Genomic DNA, 24,086 nt, shown 5'->3' with positions numbered 1-24,086 from the left:
CTTTAACTTACAAGCCGAATGACAAGATCACATCGACCTTTTGGCGCCAGAGATCGATTGTCAGCCGGATTTCTGCTTCTTGATGATGCTGATGTTGCCGCTTACTTCGAGGATCGCAAATTTTATCTCCGCCACGCTCTCGATGCCTTCCTGGCCTCGAGCCGCTTGCATGACGTCTTCCTTCTGTAGTCGGGCGCCTTTGAGCGCGCCTTCATCATAGACGCCATCCGTCACCAGGATGGTTGGAACACCGTCGATGATATGAGCTGCGCGAGGCCACCACCTCTTCACGTAAGACAGGCCGATGTCGGTCGTAAACAGCGTGAGGATCAAAATGACGGCGTTGGTGATCGAGAAGTCATCTCCTAGCATCGCCTGCTGGGTGGTTTCGGAGATCACCAGCACGATCACCAGATCGAACGGTGTCATCTGGGCCAATGTCCGTCTTCCCGACAAGCGGATGATCACGAGCAGGGTGAAATAGATTGCCAGTCCGCGTAATACCGCATCCACCGTGCTGTCCTCATGGAAAGATGAAAGTGGATTGGGTGCGGGTCTCCCCGCCCATGCCAATGGTGGCGCGAAGAGGGCCGGGGAGTTGCGTTTGCAGACGGAAGACGATCTGCGTCGGCCCTGCCGGGTCGGCGGGGAACACGTAGCCTATCCTGCCCGCGCGCGCGAAGGTCGCTTTTTGGGGCGGGTCGACGCCCTGGATCGAAAAGGTTTGAAGAAAGGCGGGATCGATCGTGAAGACCCTGTCTTCGGATGACGGCGTGAAGGTCACCGTCATATCCTCGGGAGCATTCCATCGGGAGATGACGGGAAAATCCACGGATCCATCGGGCAATTGAAGTGTTTGCCGTGAAAACGGACCGCCTCTTCCAAGCAGACCCAGCAAGCAGGTCACCAGAAGAAGCGTGAACACGATCCAGGACATACGTTGAACAGCCCAGAACCGTTGCTGAAATTCGCTATGATCGAGCACACCTTCCGGCAGCGCGGGCAATTTGTCTATCTTCCCCCCGCACCCTCCCTGTGCGTCTTGCGGAGAGCTTCGCTCCGAGGCAACCGTTTTCGGCAATGAGGGGGCCGTGGCCGTATACATCGGATGGGTAGCAGTCCAGGCGTCTTCGCCGATCAAGGGAACGAAGAGCACCCCGCCGAGATCTTCTTCCTCGAATGCGATGGCGCCGGTGCGCGTGAGGCGTTTCAGGCGCTGCCCATCACCGCGGCCGACCGGAATGATGAGCCGCCCTCCGAGCCCCAGCTGTTCTTTCAAGGCGGTTGGCACCTCTGGTGCGCTCGCAGAAACAATAATTGCATCGAAGGGGGCGGCTTCCGCCCAGCCTTTGCTGCCATCGCCCACGCGAACGTCTATGTTGCTGTATCCCAGTTTCTCGAACCGTTCCTTGGCCTCAAGCGCCAGCCTCTCGTGGCGCTCGATGGAGTAGACATGCCTGGCTATCCGGCTCACGAGGGCTGAAGCGTAGCCGGAACCTGTTCCGACCTCGAGCACTGTGTCGCCGGCATCCAGATTGGCCTTTTCGAGCATCAGTGCCACGATGAACGGCTGCGAGATTGTCTGGCCTTCGCCGATCGACAGCGGCGCATCCTCATAGGCGAATTCCTCGGAGCCCGGAGGAACGAATTTTTCGCGTGGCACCGTGCGCATGGCTTCGGTCACGCTTGGATCGCGAATGCCGCGACGCGTAACGTGGTGCTCCACCATGCGATCTCGGATGCGCGTCATATCCATGGATCAGTTCCACTGTCGCCGACTGCACCTTGGCAAACTTCTGGGTGGTGCAGAATGTAAAACAAATGGGCGACCGGGGAGTTCCTGCGAGGCGCAGGTTTTCGGCAACGGCGTCCGCCACGGGTCCATTACCTTCAATGCCGGAATAAGCGGTGCTTTATTGGACTTCTCCCGGCATCAAGAATAACATTAGCGGAAACAAATATTGAAGCGATGTCACCGTAGATGGCTGAATTGCCCGTCCAACGCCGACTTGCCGCCATCGCTGTCGCCGATGTGGTCGGATACTCGCGGCTGATGGGTGCCGACGAGAATGGAACGCTGGCGGCGCTGAGGCAGCTTCGGACTGAGATTCTCAACCCCACGGTACGCGAACATGGCGGGCGCATCGTCAAGGTGATGGGCGACGGGGTGCTCGTGGAGTTCGCCAGTGCGGTGAACGCCGTCACCGCGGCGATCGAACTGCAGAACAAGATGGCGCAGGCCAACGAGCCGATGCCCGAGAACCGCCGCATCGTGCTGCGTATCGGCATCAATCTGGGCGACGTCATCGGGGACGGCAGCGATATCTATGGCGACGGCGTCAATATCGCCACGCGGCTGGAAGCACTGGCCGAGCCAGGCGGAGTTTGCATCTCGGGCAAGGTGTTCGACGATGTGCGGGACCGAGTGACCGTGCGGTTTCGCGACTTGGGAGAAAAAACACTCAAGAACATCGCTCGGCCGGTGCGCGCCTATGCTCTGAACACCGCGCCCGCGCCAGCGATCCCACCCGTCGCCCACGGGATGTTTCCGTCGCTCGCCGTCCTGCCGTTTGAAAACATGAGCGGTGATCCCGAACAGGAATACTTCGTCGACGGTATAGTCGAGGACATCATCACGGCCCTCAGCCGTTTCAAGTCGTTCGCGGTGATCGCCCGCAATTCGAGCTTCGTATACAAAGGCCATGCCGTCGACGTGCGACAGATAGCCAAGGAACTGGGCGTTCGCTACGTACTTGAAGGAAGCGGCCGGCGAGCCGGCAACCGTCTGCGCATCAGCGCACAATTGGTGGATGGAATTTCAGGAGCGCACATATGGGCGGACAAGTTCGACGGGGCCTTCGAGGACGTGTTCGACGTACAGGATCGGATCACGGAAAGCGTAGTCGCGGTGGTCGAACCAAAAATCCAGCGAGCCGAAATCGATCGCTCACGCCGTGAGCGGCCCGAGAGCCTTGATGCATACGATCTCTATCTACAGGCATTACCGGATGTGTTTGTCTCGCGGCCCGACGCCAATGCGCGTGCGATCGTGCTGCTGGAGCGGTCGATTGCCCTCGATCCGGGATTCGCACCCGCCCTGGCGATGACCGGTCAAGCCTATCTGTTGCGGGTAGCCATGCAGTTTCCCGGAGCGTCGAACGCCGATGCGGAACGTGCGCTAGCCGTGGCGCGAGCGGCACTGGCGATTGCCCGCGACGACGCGATGGTGCTGAGCTATGGTGCCTTCGTGCTGATCCACATGGGGGGCGACTATCACACTGGGATTGCCTTGCTGCGGCGGGCGATCTCGGAAAATCCCAACAACGCCATGGTCCTACAACAAGCGGGCGTCGGAGCGCTGTTGGGTGGCGATCTCGGCGAGGCCGCCGACTATCTGCAACGGGCGCTGCGGCTCAACCCGAATGAACTCGGGACGCATTGGCAATTGACCGGCATGGCGCATATCCGTATGGCCGAGGGGCGCTACGAGGAGGCACTGGATTGGGCGATGCGCTCGCAAGCGGTCAATTCGGGGTATGACGCCAATCATTGGATGTTGATCGCCGCCAATGCTTACCTCGGACACATGGGTGAAGCGCGCAAGCACCTTGCTGCGCTCGAGAGCATTTCGCCCGGCGTCAACCTCGCACGCATTCGTCGTGGCCAACATGCCATCGACCCGCACAGAATCGAGGTGCTCATCGAGGGCATGCGCATGGCCGGGATGCGCAAGTCTGGCGATTGAAGTGAGATCTCAGAAAAGTTGAACGCGAGAGGGGAAGTATTGCTTCGGGTTGAAAATGGAATCTGCTCCGGCGACGCAGAAAAATGGCGCAATGCATGTTATGGAACAAGATATATCTATGTTACTACAATGACTTAAGTTCCACTCTATCTTTTGTAGCCGCAACTTTATGGCCGCAAGGTCGAAGTTCCTGTTTCTGCAAAGTTGGAATGTCGCACCCCGCGTTGAATGTCACGGCCGGCGATCGAACAGCGGGACCGACGGCTCGATAGCCCCGGGTCTTCAAATCATGCCTGGAACTAGGTTAGATCAGCCTCTGTAAACGTCCGAACCGTGATCGCCATGATACGCTTTCGTGAAGGTCAGGATATCAGCAAGAGTTGCACCGACCTGGAAGTTCTGAAACCTGCCCATGAACCACACCGACATCAAGTTTCCCTCCCCTATCCTTTTATCCAAACATCAGAAAACATGCTCATGACTAATCCTACCAGCGTCTATTCGATGCCCGGAACGTGCTTTTTCGATCTGGGTCCTGCCGCGGGCGGCGAGCCCTATCGCATATTCCTTTCCATTCCGGCAGAGAGACCGCCGGCGAAAGGATGGCCGCTTCTCGTTATGACCGACGGCAACGCCACTTTCCCCTTCGCGGTCGCCAGCTTGGTCACGCAGGCACCTTATCCCACAGGAACGAATGTCGGCTGGGGGGTGATCGCGGCGATCGGCTACCCGTGCGACGAGCCCTATGATCCGCTCCGCCGGTCTTGGGACCTGGGGCCTCCGCCGGTCAAATCCTATCCGCCCTTCGTTGAGGGCGGTCCGCCGGTTGTCATCGGAGGGACCGGTAAGATGCTCGATTTCATCGAGAACGAGCTTATACCGCGCATTGCAGAGATGGTGATCCTGGATCCGACGCGCCGATCGCTCTTCGGACATTCCTTCGGCGGCCTCTTTACTCTCTATGGCCTATTCGAGCGTCCAGGTCTGTTTGCCAATTGGATTGCGGCCAGCCCGACCATCTATTGGGAGAACAGTGAAATCCTCAAGAATGAGACGCAACGTCAAGTCATACCGGGAAATGCACCATTCCTGCATTTGTCCGCCGGAGAACACGAAGGCGATGAGCTGGCACCCTTCCAGTACCGTAACGAGGATGCGGCGGCACGTCTGGAGAAGAGGAAGATCGAGCGGACCGTCCTCCTGGCGCGGGAGATGGCTGAGCGACTAGACGGCGCCGCCGACGGATTGCGTACCGAATTCGAGCTTTACGCCGGTGAGACCCACATGTCCGTTCTTGCCCCGGCCATAAATCGCGCAGTTAGCATCGCGTTCGCCGTCGAGGGTTTGACTGACAGCGAAGCGAAAACGGAGAATTCGCGATCGGCTCGATTATGATCACGCTTCTGCCGGCAACGCGCCAGTCGAACGCAGGCACGTCATCTGTCGGATTCGACGAAAACGATGTGCCGGAGTCAGCGGATTAGCCTTCGCTCCAGAAAACTCTGCATGTCGCGTGTGGTATCAGGATCGGCTGTCCGCCAGACGTTTGCGGATGCGCGCGAAGGATTCCGCAGCGGGGCGCAGTTTGCCCTCCTCGACCTGCCGGTTGGTGAGAGCCAGCAACTTCAGAAGCGCCAGTGTCTCCTGTGTTTCTTCATATTGGCCGACATCCTGAAGAATGGCTTTCGCGTCTCCGTGAAGCGTAATGACGACCGGCTGTGGATTGTCCTTCAGCGTCCGAATGATCTCGGGCGCATGCCCCTTGAGATAGCTGATCGGCTTGACCTGTTCTGACAGCTTCATTCACTTGCTCCCTTTCGACCAGAATAGACCATTAAGTGGTCGATTCACACAAGCCTTACGCTGCCGGTGAGACACGGTCCCGGCAGGGGATTTTCCATATTAGGTGCGGCCGCTTTTTTTCACTCCGGGCGTTCGAAAGAGAATGCCATTTCTTATAATGCAGTTTGTCTACTGATTTTATAGACTAAACTTTGCAACCAAGGATCGGATCGTGGTGCCATGACCTACCTCCTTAGTCTTCTCGACAAAAGCCCGATCGAACACGGTCTGACGGCCGCGGATGCGCTGCGGGCGACGGTCAAGATTGCCGCCCGGGCCGAGGAACTCGGTTATCACCGTTTCTGGGTCGCCGAGCATCATAACATGTCCAATCTGGCGAGCTCCGCGCCGGAGGCGCTCATCGCCTATCTTCTCGCCAGGACATCGAGGATCCGCATCGGCTCCGGCGGCGTCATGCTGCAGCACTACAGCGCCTATAAGGTTGCCGAGACCTTCAATCTTCTGGCGTCGCTTGCGCCTGGCCGCGTCGATCTCGGTGTCGGCAAGGCGCCGGGCGGCTTTCCGCTCTCGACGCGCGCCCTGCAGCTTGCCGTCGATCCGGCCAGGAGGCCGGATTTCGCGCGCCAACTTTCCGATCTCAACATCTATCTCGCTGCCGACCCGAATTACGACGGGGCGCAGGCAACGCCTTTCCCGCCGACTGCGCCTGAGCGTTTCCTGCTCGGCGCCAGCGTCGAAAGCGCCGAACTCGCTGCCGAGAAGGGCTGGGAACTTGTTTTCGCCGGTCACCTGAACGGCGATCCTGACAATTTGCGCAGGACCTTCGAGGCCTATGAACGGGCATCCGGCGGCAAGCGCCCGATCCTGGCGCTCGCCGCCTTTGCCGCCGAAAGCGAGGACTATGCTCGCGAGCGCGTCGGCAAGCTGCGCATCGTCAAGGTGTTCCTGCCGAACGGCCAGACCGTCAATGTCGGCAGCGAGGAGCAGGCGGCCGAATTTGCCCGCCAGGCCGGCGTCACCGATTACCGCACCGAGGAAAAGGTGCCGAGCGTGCTGCACGGCACCGCAGAGCAGATCCGCAAGGAACTGGACGAACTTCACCTTCGCTACGGGGTCAAGGAGTTCGTGCTCGACACGCCGGCGCTTTCGGTCGCCGAGCGCCTGGCTTCCATCGAGCTGCTCGCCAAGGAGCGGCTTTCCCTCGTCGCCTGATCGTTTCCAAGGAGGATTGATCTCATGGCTCAGAAACACGTCACGTTCGGCATCATGCTGCAGGGTCCCGGCGGTCACATGAATGCCTGGAAGCATCCAAGCGGACCAGCCGATGCCAGCGTCAATTTCGATTTCTTTGTCAAGACGGCGCGCAAGGCGGAGGCGGCCGGCATCGCTTTCGCCTTCGTTGCCGACGGGCTCTACATCAACGAGCAGTCCATTCCGCATTTCCTCAATCGGTTCGAGCCGATCGCCATTCTCTCGGCGCTCGCCGCCTCAACCTCGAAAATCGGCCTCGTCGGCACGGTTTCGACCTCCTACAGCGACCCCTTCACCATCGCCCGCCAGTTCGCCTCCATCGATCTCATTAGCGGCGGCAGGGCAGGGTGGAATGCGGTAACCTCGCCTCTCGAGGGTTCCGGCCGCAATTACAGCCGCGAACATCCCGAACACGAACTGCGCTACGAGATCGCCGAGGATTATATCGATGCGATCAAGGGCCTGTGGGATTCCTGGGACGACGACGCCTTCGTCCGCAACCGTGAGACTGGCGTCTTTGTCGACAAGACGAAGATGCATCGCCTCAACCACAAGGGCCGCTTCTTCCGCGTCGAGGGGCCGCTCAACATCGGCCGTTCCAAGCAAGGCCAGCCCGTCGTTTTCCAGGCGGGGGCCTCGGATTCCGGCATCCGGCTCGCCGGCAAGCATGCCGACGCGGTCTTCACCAATGGCGGGCCGTTCGAGGAGGCGCAGGCCTTCTACCGACAGCTCAAGGACAGCGTGATTGCCCATGGCCGCAGTGCCGCGGAAGTCGGCATTTATCCTGGTATCGGACCGATCGTCGGAGCGACGCAGGAAGAGGCGGAAGCCAAGTATCAGGCGATCCGCAACCTCGTCACCATCGAGGAGGCACTGCTCTATCTCGGCCGCTTCTTCGATCATCATGATTTCAGTGTCTATCCGCTCGACGAGCCGTTCCCCGAACTCGGCGATATCGGCAGGAACAATTTCCGCGCCACTACCGACCGCATCAAGAAGACGGCGCGGGAGAAAGGCCTGACGCTCCGGCAAGTCGCGCTCGATTCGGCAACGCCGCGTACGGCCTTCATCGGCACGGCCTATCATATTGCCGACGAAATCATCCGGTGGGTGGACCATGGCGCTGCCGACGGCTTCATCCTCGGTTTCCCTGTCATCGCCGAGGGCTTCGACGATTTCTCGAGATATGTTCTGCCGATCCTCACGGAGCGCGGCTATTTCGATCCCGTCCTGAAGGGCGAGACGCTGCGCGACCATCTAGGCCTACCCTTCCGTGAAAGCCGCTATGCGGCGGGCGCAGATCAGGTCGAGCGCGGAAAGGCTGTCGGTGCCTGAGGCGCTGACGAACCGTCATGAACATCATCGCTCAGAACTCGCACAGCAACGATCCGGTCGAGAAGGGCATCGCCGCCTATCTCGATGAGATCATCGCGCTTCGCCACGATCTGCACCAATATCCGGAGCTTGCCTTCCAGGAGCTCAGGACCAGCAAGCTTGTGGCATCCCGCCTATCCTCCTGGGGCTATGAGGTGGCGACGGGCATTGCCGGAACCGGCATCGTCGCAACCCTCAGGCGCGGCGAGGGCAAAAAGCGGATCGGCATCCGCGCCGACATGGATGCCCTGCCGATCGAGGAGGCGACCGGTCTTGCCTATGCTAGCAGCAATCCCGGCGTCATGCATGCCTGCGGCCATGACGGGCATACGTCGATCCTGCTCGCCGCCGCGCGTTATCTCGCCGAAAGTGGCAATTTCAGCGGTACGTTGCGGCTGATCTTCCAGCCGGCCGAGGAAATCGGCGCTGGCGCCCGCAAGATGATCTCGGAAGGCCTGTTTGAACGATTTCCTGTCGATGCGGTCTTCGGGCTGCACAACTGGCCGGGTGTTCCCGCGGGACAATTCGGCTTCGTTAGCGGCCCCGCCATGGCCTCGGTCGATCAGGCGGTGATCAAGATCATCGGCAAGGGCGGCCATGGCGCCGAACCACACCGGGCCGTCGATCCGGTGCTCGCCTCGGCCTCCTTCATCACCGCCCTGCAGAGCGTCGTTTCGCGCAATGTCGACCCGCAGGACATGGCGGTCGCCACCGTCGGCTCGATCCATGCCGGCTCCGCCTCGAACGTCATCCCGGAAAGCGTCGAGATGAAGCTCACCATGCGAGCCTTCAGCGAAACGGTCCGCCAACTGTTGCGAGAGCGCATTCCCGCCCTTGCTCGCGCCCAGGCCGAAAGCTTCGGCGCCGAGGCGGATGTGAATTACCGCCTCGGCTTTCCGGCCCTAGTCAACCATGCTGGGGAAACTGAGTTTGCCAAGCGCGTCGCCTATGACGCACTCGGCCCCGCGGCAATCGAGAAGGATTTCCGGCCGAGAACTGCGAGCGAGGATTTCGCCTTCATGCTGCAGGCAAATCCCGGCAGCTATCTCTTCGTCGGGAATGGCGACAGCGCGCCTCTCCACAGTGCCCACTACAATTTCAACGACGCGATCATCGCGCCTGCCGCCCGCTACTGGGTCCGGCTCGCCGAAACCTTCCTCACTGATGACAACGGGTGAAGAACGATATGAGCGATACGTTTCTCTATACTAGCCCTCTCGACCCGCGCGCCAAGCCGCTGATCGATGAATTGATCTACGAATATGACAGCCGCTACGGCAACTATTTCAATGCCGAAGGGGCTGCGGCCGAGCTCAACCGTTATCCTCCTGAAGCTTTTGCGGCGCCTCAGGGCAATTTTCTCCTGTTGATCCGTGGTGGCGAAACCATCGGCGGCGGCGCCTTCAAGAACTATGACGAACGCACGGCCGAGTTCAAACGCATCTGGACGCGCTCCGATCTGCGCCGTCAGGGCCTTGCCCGCAAGGTGCTGGTAGAACTGGAGGCCCAGGCCGTCCGCCAGGGCTATTCACGCATCTACCTGACGACCGGCTTTCGTCAGCCCGAAGCCGTCGGCCTCTATCTGAACTACGGCTACACCGCTCTCTTCGACACCGCCGCCGATCCCGAGATCTACAAGAGCCTGCCCTTCGAGAAGGACATTACCCATCTCGCTGAACCCGCTCACGAAGATGCCGAACCGCGCCTGCGTGTGGCCGGTGCAAATTTCTGAAAACGGCAAAGACCGACAATCATAAAAGGGCAGCACAATGGCACTGACGACGGATTTCGTGGGCATCGACCCCGGCAGCAGGACGGCAGGATCGAAGGATTATTCCCGTTACCGCATCGTGCCGGCGCGCCATCCGGGCCGCCTGGCAGGCACGATCTTTGCCGCCGTCGTCATCATCGCCGTGCTCTATTCCATATTCACCAATCCGCGCTGGGGTTGGGGTGTCTTTGCCGAATGGTTCTTTGCCGAACCGGTGCTCGTCGGTCTCGGCAGGACGCTGCTTTTGACCGTGCTTGCCGCCATATCCGGCTCCATCCTCGGAACGGCTCTGGCGCTCGCCCGCGTTTCCAAGTCGCCGCTGCTCTCCGGTCTCTCCTGGGGCTATATCTGGCTGCTGCGCTCAATCCCGGTCATCGTGCTGCTGCTGATCTTGAACAATCTCGGTTACCTCTATGAGACGATCAAGATTGGCATTCCCTTCACCGATACAGTCTTCCTCGACTATCCCACCGTGCAGTTGCTGACGCCCTTTGCCGCCGCTTTTCTCGGCCTGACGCTCAACCAGTCGGCCTTCTTCGCCGAGATCGTACGCGGCGGCATTCTCGCTGTGGATCACGGTCAGCTGGAGGCGGCCGCCGCACTCGGCCTGCCGCGCCGCCGCCAGGCCTTCCGCATCGTGCTGCCGCAGGCCATGCGCTCGATCCTACCGACCGGCTTCAACGAACTCATCGGACTGGCGAAGAGCACCTCCATGGTCTACGTGCTGGCGCTGCCGGAACTCTTCTACACGGTCCAGGTGATCTACCGCCGTAATCTCGAAGTCATTCCGCTGCTGATGGTCGCGACCGTCTGGTATCTGATCATCATGACGGTGCTGTCGATCGCTCAGCGCTATATCGAGCGCTACTTCTCCAAGGGTGCCGTGCGCAACCCGACGCCGTTGCCCTTCCAGGCATTTTTCGAGCGTTTCCGCCGTCCGCTGCCTGTCCTCGATACGGCGTCCGACGCCGTGCGCAAGATCGGTTTCCAGGATGCGGCGACGCTGCGGGCCGCAGGCGGCGCGGTGCGCATCCACGGCATTTCCAAAAGCTTCGGCTCGCTGAAAGTGCTCGATGACGTCGAGCTCAGCCTTCCCGCCGGCAGCGTGACCGCCATCCTCGGTCCGTCCGGCTCGGGCAAGTCGACGCTTCTGCGCGCCATCAACCACCTGGAGCGTGTCGATGAGGGTTTCATCTCGGTTGACGGCGATTTCGTCGGCTATAGCAGGAAGGGCGATACGCTCTACGAGCTCAAGGAGAAGGATATCCTCAAACGCCGCGCCGATATCGGCATGGTCTTCCAGAGCTTCAATCTCTTCCCGCATCTGACCGTGCTCGAAAACCTCATCGAGGCACCGATCCAAGTTCGCGGCATCGGCCGTGAGGACGCCGTGCAGCTGGCGCAGGAGCTGCTGGCACGCATCGGCCTCAGCGACAAGATCAACGCCTATCCGCGCCAGCTTTCCGGCGGCCAGCAGCAGCGTGTGGCGATCGCCCGCGCACTGGCGCTCCGCCCGAAGGTGCTGCTCTTCGACGAGCCGACCTCGGCGCTCGATCCCGAGCTCGTCGGCGAAGTGCTGGACGTTATCAAGGAACTTGCCCGCACCGGCACGACGCTCGTGATCGTTACCCATGAGGTCGGCTTTGCCCGCGAAGTCGCCGACACGGTCGTCTTCATGGACAGCGGCCGCATCCTGGAGGCTGGCCCGCCGGCCCGCATTTTCGCTCAAGCGGAACATCCCCGTACGCGGGAATTCCTCGCCAAGGTTCTCTAGCGCCTGACAGCGCTGGCGAAACGCCGGGCCGCGACGGGCTGCTCCGGCCGAATTAAAAAAACACAACCTAAAGATGAAATGGAGAAGGGGCATGACATTTACAGATAGGACAAGGCTTCTGATAGCAGGAGCCGTCACCATTACTGCTATCGGTTTCGGTTCCGCTCAGGCGCAGCAGAAGTTCGATCTCAGCCCCGAGCAGCCGAACCGGCTGCGGGTGGAAAAGAACGAGAAGCGTATTGCCGAAGTCAAGGACTTTAAGTTCGTCGAAAACGGCGTTTTCACCGTCGGCATCAGCTCGAGCGGCAATCTGCCGCTGCATGATTATGCCTCCGATTCCAAGACGGTCATCGGTTACGACGTCGATCTGGCGCAGGCCATTGCCGACAGCCTGGGCCTGAAGCTCGAATTGGTTTCTGTTGCCTGGGCCGATTGGCCGTTGGGGCTGACCTCCGGAAAGTTCGACGCGGTGATCTCCAACGTGACCGTCACGGAAGAGCGCAAGGAGAAATTCGACTTCTCGACCTACCGCAAGGATGAGCTTGGCTTCTACGTCAAGGCCGATAGCCCGATCACCTCGATCAAGCAGCCGAAGGATATTGCCGGCCTGAAGGTCATCACTGATGCCGGCACCAACCAGGAGAAAATCCTGCTGGAATGGGATCGTGAGAACGTCGCCGCCGGCCTGAAGCCGATCGAGGTGCAATATTATGACGACGACGCGGTCAAGGATCTCGCCGTTCAGGCCGGCAGAGCCGACACCGTCTTCAGCGTGAACGCGACGCAGGCCTATTCGGCAGGGATAAACGGCAAGACCAAGCTCGTCGGCACCGTCAGCGGCGGTTGGCCGATCACGGCCGAAATTGCCGTCACCACACGCAAGGGCAGCGGCCTGGCAGCGCCCTTGACCGATGTCGTCAACGACCTGATCGCCAGTGGCGCCTATCGGAAGATCCTCGATACATGGAACCTCGGTCCGGAGGCGATCGACAAAGCCCAGACAAACCCGCCCGGCCTGCCGAAGAGCGGCTCCTGATCAGTTCCTATAGGGCCGGCGGCATTGCTGCCGGCCATTCCTGCCTGACAATTTGGAGATTAAAGACGATGATTGCCTTTCCGGCATTCCGGACCCTGCTGATCGCCGCCATGGCGTCGGCCCTTTCCTTCGGCGCAGCTCAAGCAGCGGAGGATTTCGACCTCAGCCCAGAGCAGCCGGGCCGGCTTCATGCCGCGAGGAACGATGCAGCGATTGCCGCAATCCCTGAGAATTTCAAGTTCGTCACACCGGGCAAGTTCACCATCGCCGTCAGTCCCGGCGGCCCTCCGCTTTCGACCTATGCCACGGATGCCAAGAGCGTCGTCGGGGCAGATCCCGATTATGCCTATGCCATCGCCGACAGCCTCGGGTTGACGCTGGAGATGGTGCCGGTCGCCTGGATCGACTGGCCGCTTGGCCTCGCCTCGGGCAAATATGATGCCGTCATCTCCAATGTCGGGGTCACCGAGCAGCGCAAGGAGAAGTTCGATTTCTCCACCTACCGCCAGGGTCTCCACGGTTTCTTCGTAAAATCCGACAGCCCTGTCACCTCGATCAAGGAGCCGAAGGATGCCGCCGGCCTCAGGATCATCGTCGGGGCTGGCACCAACCAGGAGCGCATCCTGGTGAAGTGGAGCAAGGAAGATGTTGCCGCGGGCCTGAAGCCGATCGAGCTGCAATATTACGACGACGAGGCGGCAAGCCTTCTCGCGCTGCGGTCCGGCCGGGCCGATGTTATCGTCCAGCCGCATGCACAGCTTGTCTTCATCGCCGCGCGCGACAAGAACATCAAGCGCGTCGGCACGCTGAGCGCCGGCTGGCCGGATCGCTCGGATGTGGCGATCACCACCCGCAAGGGAAGTGGGCTGGCCGATTCGCTGACTGTCGCCACCAACGGCCTGATCAAGGATGGCACCTACGCAAAAATCCTCGACCACTGGCATCTTTCCGAGGAAGCCTTGCCGGCATCCGAGACCAACCCGCCCGGTCTGCCGAAATACTGACCATCGGATGGCACGAGTGGGCAACATATCCATCAGCCATATCGGCTTCCTCACCCCCGGCAATTATCCCGACGAAGATCCGTTGTCGGGATTGGAGCAGACGCTTCAGCAACTGCAATATGGCGAGGATCTGGGCTTCGACAGTGCCTGGGTCCGCCAGCGGCACCTGGAGCCTGGAATCTCTTCGGCCAGCGCCTTCCTGGCGGCGGCGACGCAGCGAACCAGTCGGATCGAGCTTGGAACCGCGGTCATCCCGATCGGTTATGAGAGCCCCTATCGGCTGGCCGAAGACCTCGCCACCGTCGATGTTCTGTCGCGTGGGCGGCTGAATATCGGCGTCAGCGCCGGACGACCATTGCACGCCGAGCTGATCGCCCCGCTTGTCTTCGACGGCGACTGGACGGGTTACGATTTCTCGCATGATCGCGTGCGGCGCTTTGCCGACAATCTGCGCGGCAAATATCTCGGCGACGAGCAGACCTTGATCAAGACGCCCTTCGGCCCGCAGCGGCCGCGGCTGCATCCTTATGCCAAGGGCTTAATCGACCGGATCTGGTATGGCAGCGGGTCGCAGCGCTCGGCCGAATGGGCCGGCCGCAATGGCTTCAACCTGTTGACCGGCAATGTGATAACGGGCGAGGGGACCGATGATTTCTTCACCGCACAATCGCGATTGATCGAAACCTATCGCGCCGCCGGCACGCAGCGCCGGGTCGCGCTCGGCCGCGTCATCGTGCCTTTCGATAGCGCCGATGCGGCAACGCGCCGCCGATATCGAGACTATGCCGATGGCCGCCATGAGCGAACCCTTTCACCGCAGGGCGAGCGGCGCACCCTGTTCGCCCGTGATATCGTCGGCACATCGGACGAGATATTGGCGCAGCTGTTTGCCGATCCGATTCTGCCCGAGGTCAGCGAGTTGAGGCTGGAGCTCCCTTATGAGTTCGAGCACGAGGAATATCGCCAGATTCTCCGCGACTTCGTGACAACAATCGCACCGGAACTCGGATGGAAAGCGCAATCCGAAGTTAGATCCGCTTCCTGAAAATACCGTTGCCCATTCGACGCCAGAACAATCACCTCGCAGGGAACATGCATCAGTGACCAAATCAGTAGAGTACTTCTTTTCTATCGGCTCGCCCTGGTCCTTTATCGGCTTCGACGCCTTCGCCGAACTTGCGGCGAAGAACGACGTCGTCATCACGCCCTATCTGACAACGGTGGTCGAGGAAAATGGTGGTATCTTTTCGCGCAACCGCCCGGAGATCCGGCGCGCCTACTGGACGCGGGACCTCAAGCGCTGGGCGCGCGTGCGCGGCAAGGAACTGCGGCTCGAACATCGCCCCGATTTGAGTGATCCGACGCCAGCGTCCCTCTTCGTGATTGCGGCCTATCTCGACGGACAGGATTGGATCGGCGTTGCCCGCGCCCTGCAGCATGCCTTCTGGAGCGAGGCGAGGGATATCGGCAAGCCTGACGTGCGCGAAGCGATCGTGACATCAGTGGGTTTCGATGGCGCAGCACTCCTCAAGCGACAAGCCGACGACGATGTCCAGAACAAATGGTCGGCGGACCGCGTGCATGCTCGCGACAGCGGCGTCTTCGGCTTTCCCACCTATGTCTATGATGGCGAGATCTATTGGGGACAGGACAATTTGCCCTTCCTCGAACGTCATCTTCACGGCGACAAGCCTTAGGCTTGGATTAAGCAATCCAGCCCCCGTGGACGGATTTTTTCAGATAAGCCTATAAAATAGATAGGCTTTATTCTCTACTCCAGATGCCCTGCGATAGATTGGTGTGGTTGATGGGGAAATCACGCGCATGCTCGACAGGACTTCGCAAGCCGCCGGAACCATTGTTTCCAGGCGTTCGACGGAATGGCCGACCGTCATTCTCGCACTCGTCATCCATGGCGGATTTCTCGCGCTGGCATGGTGGTGGCAATCATTGCCGCTGATCGTGGCCGTGATCGCCGGAGGCTGGTTGATTGCCTGGCACGGATCCCTTCAGCACGAAGTCATTCACGGCCATCCGACGGGAAACCAAAGGATAAACGACGCGATCGGGTCGATACCGCTGTCACTGTGGCTGCCTTATCCGATCTATAAGGAAAGCCATCTGGAGCATCATCGCGACGAATATCTGACCGATCCGATCGAAGATCCGGAATCTTCCTATTTTACCAAGGCTACCTGGGAGCAACTTGGCGCCAGCGGCAGATTGCTGGCGCGGTGGAACACGACCCTGTTCGGCCGTTTGACTATCGGTCCTGCGGTGATGCTGTTGAGTTTCCTTGGACAGGAATGCCAGCAGATACGGGCGAACGAACCGGGACGACGGCGGATTTGGGCAATGCACGGCATCGCCGTTGCCCCCATCCTTTTCTGGGCGATGGTCGTCTGCGGCGTGCCGCTGTGGCTTTATCTCGGTTTCGTCTATACGGGCGCTGCGATGACGCGGCTCAGATCCTATGCCGAGCACAGATATGCCGAAAGCCATGAGGAACGCACCGCCATCGTCGAAAACAGCCATCTCTTCGGCTTGCTGTTTCTCTACAACAATCTGCACGTTCTCCATCACCGTCGGCCGGGCATCTCCTGGTATCGCCTTCCGGCGGTCTATCGTCACAACCGCGAAACGCTGGTTCGTTCGAATGGCGGGCTTGTCTATGATGGCTATTGGGACATCGCACGCCGGTTTTTTCTGAAGCCGCACGACGATCCGACGCATCCTCATCATTCATAACAGGTACGGCGCCATCCTATCCGGGGTCTAAGCCGCTAGTGCCTCGCCACGTCTCAGCTTTGCTGGGCGTGAGTCCAATCGCCTTTGCTGAGGTGCCTCGCGCGAAGCGGCAGGCGCTGGCCGGCGAAGCGCGCGTCATTCCGCTCGAGCGATGATAGCGGACGGAATTCCGTTATCTTGGCAAGATTGCACAATCCCATCGAAACCGTTCCATTCTATTGGAGGAAAAGATATGGGAAGATTTTTTTACATTGTTTGCTGCAATTGGTTCTTTTATCTCCCGGTTCATTGAAACGCGAAACGCCGCTGTATTGATTGGAGAGACAATGAACCCCGCCATGAACATGATGCCGATGATGAACAACATGATGCCTGCCATGATGAACCCGATGATGGGTGGAATGATGCCGATGGGCGGCATGCCGATGATGAACGGCGCGATGATGCCGATGATGGCCTCCATGCCGATGATGATGATGATGGGCTCCATGAAGTGCAGCATGACTGCCGAGGGCATGGTCTGCGAAATGAAGCCGATGGAAGGCATGGACAAGGACATGTTCATGGAATGCTGCAAGCGCATGATGTCGATGATGTCCGGCGGCATGCCCGTGATGATGAACTGCGGCGGCATGATGATGTGCTGCACGATGGCTGCCTGAGCCATCCGCCTCTCAAGGAAACGACCAGGAGCCTCCGGAGACGGGGGCTCTTTTTTGCGTCAGACGCGAACGTCTTCGAGATAGGTCGTTACCAGGTAGAGGATCGCTTCAGTTCCCGTCATGTTTCGGTAGATATGGGGCACGTCTGCATCGAAGATGATGGCGTCGCCTTCACCCAGAATATGGGGTGCCTGCTTGCCGGCAATGATTTCGACGGTTCCTTGGGCAACGACCAGATTTTCGACTGTTCCATGCTGATGGGGATCGGCACTTTCGGTATGGTGCGGAGCGATCCTGAGTTCGTAGAATTCCACCTTCCGCTCGCCTTCGAAGGGGAAAAGAGCCCGTGTCCGGAAGCGCCCTTCGGAAGAGGCGAGGATCTTCGATCTTGCCCGTGGTACCGCGATGATCGAGGTTTCGCCGCGTTCGGCGATCAGAGCGGCGCAGGGAATACCGAGAGCAAGTGCGATCTTCGAGAGAATGCTTAACGTCGGGCTGCTTTTGCCGGTCTCGATTTGCCCAAGCATGGCACGGCTGACACCGGCGATCTTTGCCAGCCGGTCCAGGGAGTAACCGCGGCGGGTGCGAATGCGCCGCAAATTCTGTCCTGTCTGAACGGTGATCTCCTCGGCGGTGTCTCTCGCTTCGCCGTCGGGAAGAAGCGCTTGATCAAACGCCATATCCGGCAATGCCCATTGCCATGACCGGGACGAAACCCCAATAGGGCACCCACATCAGAACGGGCTGCATCGCAAAGGATACGGCCGCAGTCGCCTTGAACGCATCGGACGAACCTTTGCTGCGCGATTGCCGGTAGGCCTGGAAATCGATGACATCAGCCGTCTGCACTGGCATGAAAAGCTCCCGCTAAAATCTATAAGGAGTGTAGATTTCCCGCAGAGGAAAAGGCAGGGCTGGTCATCCAATCGTTGCGCTGAACCGGAAATCTTATACCAATTATATTCGACCTTGCGGCAAAGCCATTTATGGCGGGCAGTTTGCAAGAGCTCTCGCCGGGCTCGCGCCATCATCATGGCACCCGCATTAGCGTCTCCAAAAGATGCCGAACAAGTTCCCTTCCTGCGGTCTTCCCGCACGCGAGGTCGAAGCGGTCGTTGGACCGACAATCCCTTTGACGATCGCCATGCAGCTTATGCGTGCTGGAGCGGCGGTGAACGTTTTTTTCAACCAGGCGAAGAAGGAGAGATGCACGTTCCTTTAATCTATCAATTTTGTAGACAATAGTTGAGGCAACGCAAAGAGAGGAAAAACCATGTCAGGTTTCAAACTCGTCGGCATCGCTGGCAGCTTCAACCGTCCATCGAAGACATTGGCACTCGTCCGGCACGTCTCCGAACGTGCGAGCATTCGCTACGGATTTACGAGCAAGACCTATGATCTGCATGATGTCGGTCCGTCGCTGGGCAGCGCCTTGTGGCGCAAGGATCTCGACGCGCAGGCCAGGCATGTCGTTGACGAGATCGTGCAGGCCGATGCCCTGATCATCGGCTCGCCAACCTACAAGGGCTCCTATCCCGGCCATTTCAAGCACCTCATCGACCTGATCGACCCCCACGAACTCCGGGGCAAGCCGATCATCATCACGGCGACCGGCGGCGGTGACCGGCATGCGTTGATGGTCGAGCATCAGCTTCGGCCGCTGTTTGGTTTTTTCATGGCCCATACCTTGCCGACCGCCGTTTATGCGTCCGACCGCGATTTCACAGACTATGCGGTTTCATCCGACGCGCTTTTGGCCCGCATCAACGAAGTGATCGGCGAATTGGCGGCCTTCTTTCCGGGCGCAAACCCGGCCCTGGCGGCAGCCGAGTAAGGATCGTCGCGATGGCTCGATCTCAGGAAGCGACGATCACGGATGCGGAAAGGCCGGGGCCAAGCGAGCAATTGTGGAGCGTCTTCGAATTCGCCCGACGATACCGTCTCGCCAAACGCGAGGAGAACCGCCTGCTGATGCTCTACGGACCAACGGCATCGCTTCACGTTCTTCTCGCCAATGCACAACGTCATTCGCTGATTTCCTAGCCGAAGAATAGCAGTCCCTGACAGGAGGTTCGCATGAAGCTTGATTTTCACTTCTGGCTGAAGCGCGCAATCGGCCGGCTCCTCGACCCGAAGGTGCCGGCGGCGCGGGAGCCTGTGAATGGATTGTTCGCGCGGGACGATGAGCGTGACCGGTCCGCGCGCGAATACGAACTCCATTATTGGGGCACCATGCCCGGCCTTTGGTATTGAGGAGAACGGTGTGATGGCGATTGTCGTTGAGACCGACCTGCGTCGGCACGGTGCGAGAAGAGCGGAAGGCAGCGTCATGTCGCAAGTCAGGCATGCGGCCGGAATCTGCACGATCGTCAGCTCCTTCTCATTCCTGTTTGCCCTTGTGATCGGGCTGGTCTGATGAGTGAGGTCAGATGTTTGCCCCGATCGGGAAAAAGACCGGCGCGCGGCTTCAGAGAGGATGCCGTCAGATGATCGACGTACTTATTCTTCCCGGGCTTTTCGGCTCGGGAGAAGGGCATTGGCAACAGCACTGGCTGCAGGATCAGCCGGGCAGTCGTTGCGTCGCCCAGGACGACTGGGATCATCCGGACCTTGACAACTGGCTGCTGCGATTGGAAGACGCGCTTGAAGAGGCCGGCGAGGCCTATCTGGTTGCCCATAGTCTCGGATGCCTGCTTGCCGCCCGCTTGGCCGGGCGAAGTGCAGCGCGGCGCGTCAAAGGGGCATTGCTCGTTGCACCATGCGATCTGCCGGCCACGGAAAACCTGCATCCGGGGCATATCTCGTTTGGCACCATGCCGACGGCGCCTTTGCCTTTTCCAAGCATCGTCGTCGGCAGCATGAACGATGCTTACATGACGGTCGATCGGTTGACCCTGTTCGGCCGCCTGTGGAACGCCGAGACCAGGAATATCGGCCTTGCCGGGCATATCAATGTTTCCAGTGGCTTTGGCCGCTGGCGCAACGGCTACCGATTGCTGGAGGGCTTGAAGACGCAAACGCGCAGTCGAAGGCATGTCGTTTCCATGCCGCCGGCTTTTGCGATGTGAGTGGAATCGCAATGTCCGACATTGTCGCCGACCTGCTGCGCCTTAGCGAAGATCCAAATGCCGACTCGAGAACGAGGCGCCGCCAAACCATGGAGCGGCTGGTGCAGACGCTGCTCGCCATGGCCGATGCCCAAATGGGATCGGAAGATCCGCAGCATCGCCATTCCATCATTCATTTGACGACGATCATCCGCGAGATGACGGGAAGGATCGCAGAGGCCGATGATGCGACATTTTCGGCAATCGTCAGGGAGGCCGCGATGCTGATACGCAGCCTGCAGCGGCGCCAGGCCGATGCGGCCAGATTTACGGTGCACTGACGCATGACGGATATCCGGGAGTATAAGCTGGTGACGGTCCGGGGAAGCAAACTTTTAATGACCGGATCAAGAATGGCTCTGACGGACGAACTCGTATCGCTGAGCCTTCGCCCCGCGATCGATGTCGGCCCCGATCCACATCGAAAACCGCTGACCGAAGCGGAGGTGGAGATGCTCGCCAACCGGCTTCTCCAGGAGTCTACCGGCGCCCCGCTTTGGATCTTCGCCTATGGATCATTGATATGGAAGCCGGACTTCGATGCCGTCGAATCGCAGCATGGCTCAACAAGAGGGTGGCATCGCTCCTTCTGCCTGCAGATGACCCGCTGGCGGGGAACGCGGTCCCAGCCGGGCCTGATGATGGCACTTGACCGAGGTGGGCGTTGCAACGGCATCGTCTTCAGGCTTGCCGATGATGATCGCCTTGGCCAGATTCGGCGGTTGATCCGCCGTGAGGTCGGCACGATCGAAGACGCTGCGACGGTTCGCTGGATCCCGGTCGCGACCGCGCATGGGCTGGTGCGCGCGCTGGTCTTTTGGGCTGGTCCGAAGGGCGAGCGTGTTTCCCGCAAATTGCCGCTGGAGACGGTGGCGCAGGTGCTTGCGAGAGCCTGCGGACACATGGGCTCCTGCGCCGAATATCTGTATCTGACGGTGAAACATCTGGAGGAACGCGGCATCCGGGACCGCAATTTATGGCGGCTTCAGAAGCTGGTTGCAGCCGAGCTTGTCGCCATACACGGGCTGAACACGGCGGCAGGAAGCCATTGAATATGGTTCCCCCTGCGCATCTGGTCAGAGCTTGCCCTTCCAGGGCACGAGGAACGCCTCCAGAAAACGAATGGCGGCCGAGAAGGTGAACGCGCAGATCGCGATGATGCCGATGCCGACGAAGACGACGTCGGTCGCCAGGAACTGCGACGCTGACATGATCATGAAACCGATCCCGCGCGTGGACGCGATCAATTCAGCCGCAACCAGCGTACCCCAGCCGACACCGAGCGCAATTCGAATGCCGGTGAGGATCTCGGGCAGGGCGGACGGCAGGACGATGTCCAGAAAGAGCTGCAGCCGGCTTGCGCCCAGCGAACGCGCGGCATTGACGCGCTCGATCGGCAACGAACGAACGCCGGCCTGGGCTGAAAGGCAGATCGGTGCGAACATCGCAAGCACCAGCAGCGTGATCTTCGACGTCTCGCCGATACCGAGCCAGATGATCATCAGCGGCAGGTAGGAGAGCGGCGGAAGCGGCCAGTAAAACTCGATCGGCGCGTCGAGCACTCCTTTTGCCCAGCGGTTCAGGCCCATGAGCAATCCGAGCGGAATGCCGGCCGAGACGGCGATGAGGGCGGCGACCACGATGCGGAACAGGCTCGCAAAAATATGCTCGGATAGCGACGCTCCGGCGTAACCGTCGCGATAAATGGCGCCGATCTGTGTCAGCACCTCGTCCGGCCGCGGCAGAAACAAGTGAGGGACGACACCGAGCGCCGAAACCAGCCACCACAGCAGCAGTATGGCCAGGGCCGTGGCAACGCTGATGGCCACCGTCGATTTCTCGCCGGCTCCGAAGCTTGCCATTTTTACCAGCTTGACCTGGCGGTCCTCTCTACCAGCCGCAATCGGCGGGGCCTGGACTATGTCGCTCATGCGGCGCTCCTGAGGTCTTCGGTGCTGTGGAGAATGGCGCGGATCTCCTCGCGCAGCTCGGCAAATTGCGGCGACGCCTTGATCGATCGGGCGTCGCCGGTCTCTGCGAAGCGGCGAACGAAATCCAGATCGAAGCGTGCCACGACGCGTCCCGGTCGAGGTGACATGACCAGGACCTGCGTGCCCAGGAACAAGGCCTCTTCGATCGAGTGCGTGATGAAGAAGACCTTTTTTGCCGTTTTATCCCAGATGGAAACCAGCAGTTCCTGCATCTGCTCGCGTGTCAGGCTGTCGAGTGCGCCGAATGGCTCGTCCATCAGCAGGATGTCCGGATTTGTTGCCAGAGCCCGTGCGATGCCGACACGCTGGCGCATGCCGCCCGACAGCTCGTAGGGAAAAGCGCCGGCGAATTCATCGAGGCCGACGATCCGGAGAAGCTCCAGGGCGCGCGCTTGGCGTTCCTTCCGCTTGACCCCGGCGAATTTCAAACCGAGCGCAACATTGTCGACAACCGATTTCCAGGGTAGCAGCGAGTCCTTCTGAAAGACGACGCCACGGTCTGCGCCGGGTTTTTCGACCGCGCGGCCATCGAGCGTGATCCGGCCATCCGAAAGCGGAAGGAAACCGGCAATCGCGTTGAGCAGGGTTGATTTGCCGCATCCTGACGCTCCGAGTGCGACGACGAAGCCCCGTTCGGGAATATCGAAGGAAACGCGATCGAGCGCGTGAACGGTCCGCCCGTCGCGGGCTGCGAAGAAAACGCTGGCGTGATCGACTTTAAGCATGTTGCCGCTCGCAGGTTCGACGCCGGCGCGGCAAGCCGCGCCGGCGCTGGGGAGGATCAGTTGCTGACGCCGGTGAGCGCGTCTGGGGTGACGAAGGCGCCGTAATTCGCCAGCACGTCGGAAACCTTGCCCTGTTCCTTCAGAAACGATGCCGTGTCCTTGAGGATCTTGCCGGCACCCGCCTTTTCGCCGCCCCCGAGCCATGCATCCGATGCCTGGAGCTCAGGTGTCAGCAGCGTGAGGTTCTTCAGGGCCGAGGCCTGCTGGTCAGCTGTTCCGCCGAGAAGCTTGGCAAGCGACTTGGCGTTGTCGCTGTCGGGACCCCAGGCGGATTTGTCCGAGGCGAAGGACGCGTAGTATTTGTTGATGACCGAAGCGAAGCCCTTCAGAAAGTCCGGGTTGTCGGCGGCAAACGTCGAGGTCGCGACCCATGCCGAGAATGTCGGCGCACCCTTGTCTGCCACCTCTTTGGAGGTCACCAGGACCTTCCCGTTCTTTTTCAGTTCGGTGAGCGCCGGATCCCAGACGAAGCCGCCATCGATATCGCCGCGGTTATAGCTCGCGACGATCTCGGGCTGAGGGATTGCGAAGACCTGAACGTCCTTTTCGGTCAGGCCCAGCGATTTGATGAGCGCCAGGAGCTGATAGTGGTCCGTGGACACTGGCGCGGCAGCAAGCTTCTTGCCCTTCAGATCATTCAGGCTTTCGATGCCGGAACCGTTGCGGACGACGAGAGCCTCGTCGATGCCCGAGATGGAGGCGAGGTAAAAGGCCTTGACCTCGAGCCCGCGTGATACTGCAGCCGCAAACGGGCTGGAGCCGACATAGCCGACCTGGACGTCACCGGAGGCAATCGCCGCAAAGATTTCGGCGCCGGAATTGAACCTGCGGAAGTCGATCTCGTATCCCGTCTCCTTGGCGAATTCGCCATTGGCGATCGCCACGGAAGACGGCAAGGCGTCGGTTTGATAGGCGACGACGACCTTCTTGTCCGCCGCGTCAGCGACAACAGCCGTTGCAAGAGTGCCGACGCCGACGGCGATTGCGGCAACCAAATTCCTGAAATTCATCTTGAGCCCCTTTGTTCAGGGCCGC

Annotated in this window: 28 protein-coding genes; 19 read left to right on the top strand and 9 right to left on the bottom strand. The window is 60.0% G+C overall.

What is annotated here, in order from left to right; translation table 11 throughout:
* Positions 1-60: 60 nt before the first annotated feature.
* Together ELH03_RS32485 and ELH03_RS32480 are read right to left on the bottom strand one after the other, a co-directional pair.
* Positions 61-513 carry a DUF421 domain-containing protein gene (locus ELH03_RS32485; protein ID WP_128401763.1) on the bottom strand — a complete coding sequence of 151 codons (453 nt, stop codon included), beginning with the start codon at positions 511-513 and terminating at the stop codon, positions 61-63.
* Positions 514-523: 10 nt separating this feature from the next.
* Entirely contained in the window at positions 524-1,756 is a 1,233-nt protein-coding gene (locus ELH03_RS32480) for a protein-L-isoaspartate(D-aspartate) O-methyltransferase (RefSeq protein ID WP_128410669.1), read from the bottom strand.
* A 225-nt stretch (positions 1,757-1,981) separates the two neighbouring features.
* Here ELH03_RS32480 and ELH03_RS32475 point away from each other — a divergent pair, with 225 nt between their 5' ends.
* Positions 1,982-3,745: an adenylate/guanylate cyclase domain-containing protein gene (locus tag ELH03_RS32475; RefSeq protein ID WP_130767375.1), complete on the top strand. Its 1,764-nt coding sequence runs from the start codon at positions 1,982-1,984 to the stop codon at positions 3,743-3,745.
* Between the two features lie 477 nt (positions 3,746-4,222).
* Positions 4,223-5,140, top strand: a complete 918-nt coding sequence (locus ELH03_RS32470) for an alpha/beta hydrolase (protein WP_130660080.1) — start codon at positions 4,223-4,225, stop codon at positions 5,138-5,140.
* Between the two features lie 126 nt (positions 5,141-5,266).
* On the opposite strand, the gene ELH03_RS32465 is transcribed toward ELH03_RS32470, so the two are convergent.
* Positions 5,267-5,548: a type II toxin-antitoxin system Phd/YefM family antitoxin gene (locus ELH03_RS32465; protein ID WP_128401760.1), complete on the bottom strand. Its 282-nt coding sequence runs from the start codon at positions 5,546-5,548 to the stop codon at positions 5,267-5,269.
* Positions 5,549-5,767: 219 nt separating this feature from the next.
* Between ELH03_RS32465 and ELH03_RS32460 the strand changes: the two genes are divergently transcribed.
* The 10 genes from ELH03_RS32460 to ELH03_RS32415 all read left to right on the top strand — a co-directional run bounded on the left by ELH03_RS32460 (position 5,768) and on the right by ELH03_RS32415 (position 16,506).
* Positions 5,768-6,760, top strand: coding sequence for an LLM class flavin-dependent oxidoreductase (locus ELH03_RS32460; protein ID WP_130767374.1), 993 nt, complete (start codon positions 5,768-5,770; stop codon positions 6,758-6,760).
* 24 nt (positions 6,761-6,784) lie between these two features.
* Positions 6,785-8,134 carry an LLM class flavin-dependent oxidoreductase gene (locus tag ELH03_RS32455; protein ID WP_128401758.1) on the top strand — a complete coding sequence of 450 codons (1,350 nt, stop codon included), beginning with the start codon at positions 6,785-6,787 and terminating at the stop codon, positions 8,132-8,134.
* 17 nt (positions 8,135-8,151) lie between these two features.
* Positions 8,152-9,351, top strand: a complete 1,200-nt coding sequence (locus ELH03_RS32450) for a M20 aminoacylase family protein (RefSeq protein ID WP_128401757.1) — start codon at positions 8,152-8,154, stop codon at positions 9,349-9,351.
* Complete coding sequence (locus ELH03_RS32445; RefSeq protein ID WP_128401756.1) at positions 9,348-9,905, top strand: GNAT family N-acetyltransferase; 558 nt, start codon at positions 9,348-9,350, stop codon at positions 9,903-9,905. The genes ELH03_RS32450 and ELH03_RS32445 overlap by 4 nt, the downstream gene beginning before the upstream one ends.
* Positions 9,906-9,942: 37 nt before the next feature.
* On the top strand, positions 9,943-11,718 hold the full coding sequence (locus ELH03_RS38570; protein ID WP_128410676.1) for an amino acid ABC transporter permease/ATP-binding protein: 1,776 nt from the start codon (positions 9,943-9,945) through the stop codon (positions 11,716-11,718).
* Between the two features lie 91 nt (positions 11,719-11,809).
* Positions 11,810-12,754 carry an ABC transporter substrate-binding protein gene (locus ELH03_RS32435; RefSeq protein ID WP_130767373.1) on the top strand — a complete coding sequence of 315 codons (945 nt, stop codon included), beginning with the start codon at positions 11,810-11,812 and terminating at the stop codon, positions 12,752-12,754.
* A 68-nt stretch (positions 12,755-12,822) separates the two neighbouring features.
* On the top strand, positions 12,823-13,758 hold the full coding sequence (locus ELH03_RS32430; protein WP_130767372.1) for an ABC transporter substrate-binding protein: 936 nt from the start codon (positions 12,823-12,825) through the stop codon (positions 13,756-13,758).
* 7 nt (positions 13,759-13,765) lie between these two features.
* On the top strand, positions 13,766-14,803 hold the full coding sequence (locus ELH03_RS32425) for an LLM class flavin-dependent oxidoreductase (RefSeq protein ID WP_130767371.1): 1,038 nt from the start codon (positions 13,766-13,768) through the stop codon (positions 14,801-14,803).
* A 55-nt stretch (positions 14,804-14,858) separates the two neighbouring features.
* The gene (locus ELH03_RS32420) at positions 14,859-15,455 is read left to right on the top strand and encodes a 2-hydroxychromene-2-carboxylate isomerase (RefSeq protein WP_128401751.1); all 597 of its coding nucleotides are present in this window, start codon (positions 14,859-14,861) and stop codon (positions 15,453-15,455) included.
* Positions 15,456-15,582: 127 nt separating this feature from the next.
* Complete coding sequence (locus ELH03_RS32415; protein ID WP_128401750.1) at positions 15,583-16,506, top strand: fatty acid desaturase; 924 nt, start codon at positions 15,583-15,585, stop codon at positions 16,504-16,506.
* Between the two features lie 172 nt (positions 16,507-16,678).
* On the opposite strand, the gene ELH03_RS32410 is transcribed toward ELH03_RS32415, so the two are convergent.
* From ELH03_RS32410 to ELH03_RS32400, 3 genes are read right to left on the bottom strand one after another with little or no spacing between them, the layout of a single operon-like run.
* Entirely contained in the window at positions 16,679-17,173 is a 495-nt protein-coding gene (locus tag ELH03_RS32410) for a hypothetical protein (protein ID WP_233944139.1), read from the bottom strand.
* 54 nt (positions 17,174-17,227) lie between these two features.
* Positions 17,228-17,848: a helix-turn-helix domain-containing protein gene (locus tag ELH03_RS32405; RefSeq protein WP_128401749.1), complete on the bottom strand. Its 621-nt coding sequence runs from the start codon at positions 17,846-17,848 to the stop codon at positions 17,228-17,230.
* Positions 17,838-18,023, bottom strand: coding sequence for a hypothetical protein (locus ELH03_RS32400; RefSeq protein WP_128401748.1), 186 nt, complete (start codon positions 18,021-18,023; stop codon positions 17,838-17,840). Before ELH03_RS32400 ends, ELH03_RS32405 begins: the two co-directional genes overlap by 11 nt.
* Before the next feature lie 418 nt (positions 18,024-18,441).
* Here ELH03_RS32400 and msuE point away from each other — a divergent pair, with 418 nt between their 5' ends.
* The 7 genes from msuE to ELH03_RS32375 all read left to right on the top strand — a co-directional run bounded on the left by msuE (position 18,442) and on the right by ELH03_RS32375 (position 21,327).
* A complete protein-coding gene (gene msuE, locus ELH03_RS32395; RefSeq protein ID WP_128401747.1) occupies positions 18,442-19,002 on the top strand; it encodes an FMN reductase in 561 nt (186 codons plus the stop codon).
* 11 nt (positions 19,003-19,013) lie between these two features.
* Positions 19,014-19,211, top strand: a complete 198-nt coding sequence (locus ELH03_RS32390) for a hypothetical protein (RefSeq protein ID WP_027667287.1) — start codon at positions 19,014-19,016, stop codon at positions 19,209-19,211.
* Positions 19,212-19,244: 33 nt separating this feature from the next.
* The gene (locus tag ELH03_RS37635) at positions 19,245-19,421 is read left to right on the top strand and encodes a hypothetical protein (RefSeq protein ID WP_164902061.1); all 177 of its coding nucleotides are present in this window, start codon (positions 19,245-19,247) and stop codon (positions 19,419-19,421) included.
* Between the two features lie 13 nt (positions 19,422-19,434).
* Positions 19,435-19,584 (top strand): hypothetical protein, encoded by a 150-nt coding sequence (locus ELH03_RS37630; protein ID WP_164902060.1) that lies wholly within the window; start codon positions 19,435-19,437, stop codon positions 19,582-19,584.
* A gap of 70 nt (positions 19,585-19,654) precedes the next feature.
* Positions 19,655-20,236, top strand: coding sequence for an RBBP9/YdeN family alpha/beta hydrolase (locus ELH03_RS32385; protein ID WP_128401745.1), 582 nt, complete (start codon positions 19,655-19,657; stop codon positions 20,234-20,236).
* Positions 20,237-20,247: 11 nt separating this feature from the next.
* Positions 20,248-20,556: a hypothetical protein gene (locus ELH03_RS32380; RefSeq protein ID WP_128401744.1), complete on the top strand. Its 309-nt coding sequence runs from the start codon at positions 20,248-20,250 to the stop codon at positions 20,554-20,556.
* A gap of 3 nt (positions 20,557-20,559) precedes the next feature.
* Entirely contained in the window at positions 20,560-21,327 is a 768-nt protein-coding gene (locus ELH03_RS32375) for a gamma-glutamylcyclotransferase (protein WP_128401743.1), read from the top strand.
* A 24-nt stretch (positions 21,328-21,351) separates the two neighbouring features.
* On the opposite strand, the gene ELH03_RS32370 is transcribed toward ELH03_RS32375, so the two are convergent.
* The 3 genes from ELH03_RS32370 to tauA are packed head-to-tail and all read right to left on the bottom strand — an operon-like array spanning position 21,352 to position 24,061.
* On the bottom strand, positions 21,352-22,206 hold the full coding sequence (locus tag ELH03_RS32370; RefSeq protein WP_128401742.1) for an ABC transporter permease subunit: 855 nt from the start codon (positions 22,204-22,206) through the stop codon (positions 21,352-21,354).
* Positions 22,203-22,991, bottom strand: coding sequence for a taurine ABC transporter ATP-binding protein (locus ELH03_RS32365; protein ID WP_128401741.1), 789 nt, complete (start codon positions 22,989-22,991; stop codon positions 22,203-22,205). Before ELH03_RS32365 ends, ELH03_RS32370 begins: the two co-directional genes overlap by 4 nt.
* A 56-nt stretch (positions 22,992-23,047) precedes the next feature.
* Complete coding sequence (gene tauA / locus ELH03_RS32360) at positions 23,048-24,061, bottom strand: taurine ABC transporter substrate-binding protein (protein WP_128411107.1); 1,014 nt, start codon at positions 24,059-24,061, stop codon at positions 23,048-23,050.
* Positions 24,062-24,086 lie beyond the last annotated feature (25 nt).

Source organism: Rhizobium beringeri (assembly GCF_004306515.1).
Lineage (GTDB): Bacteria > Pseudomonadota > Alphaproteobacteria > Rhizobiales > Rhizobiaceae > Rhizobium > Rhizobium beringeri.
This window is presented reverse-complemented; position numbering and strand designations above follow the sequence as displayed.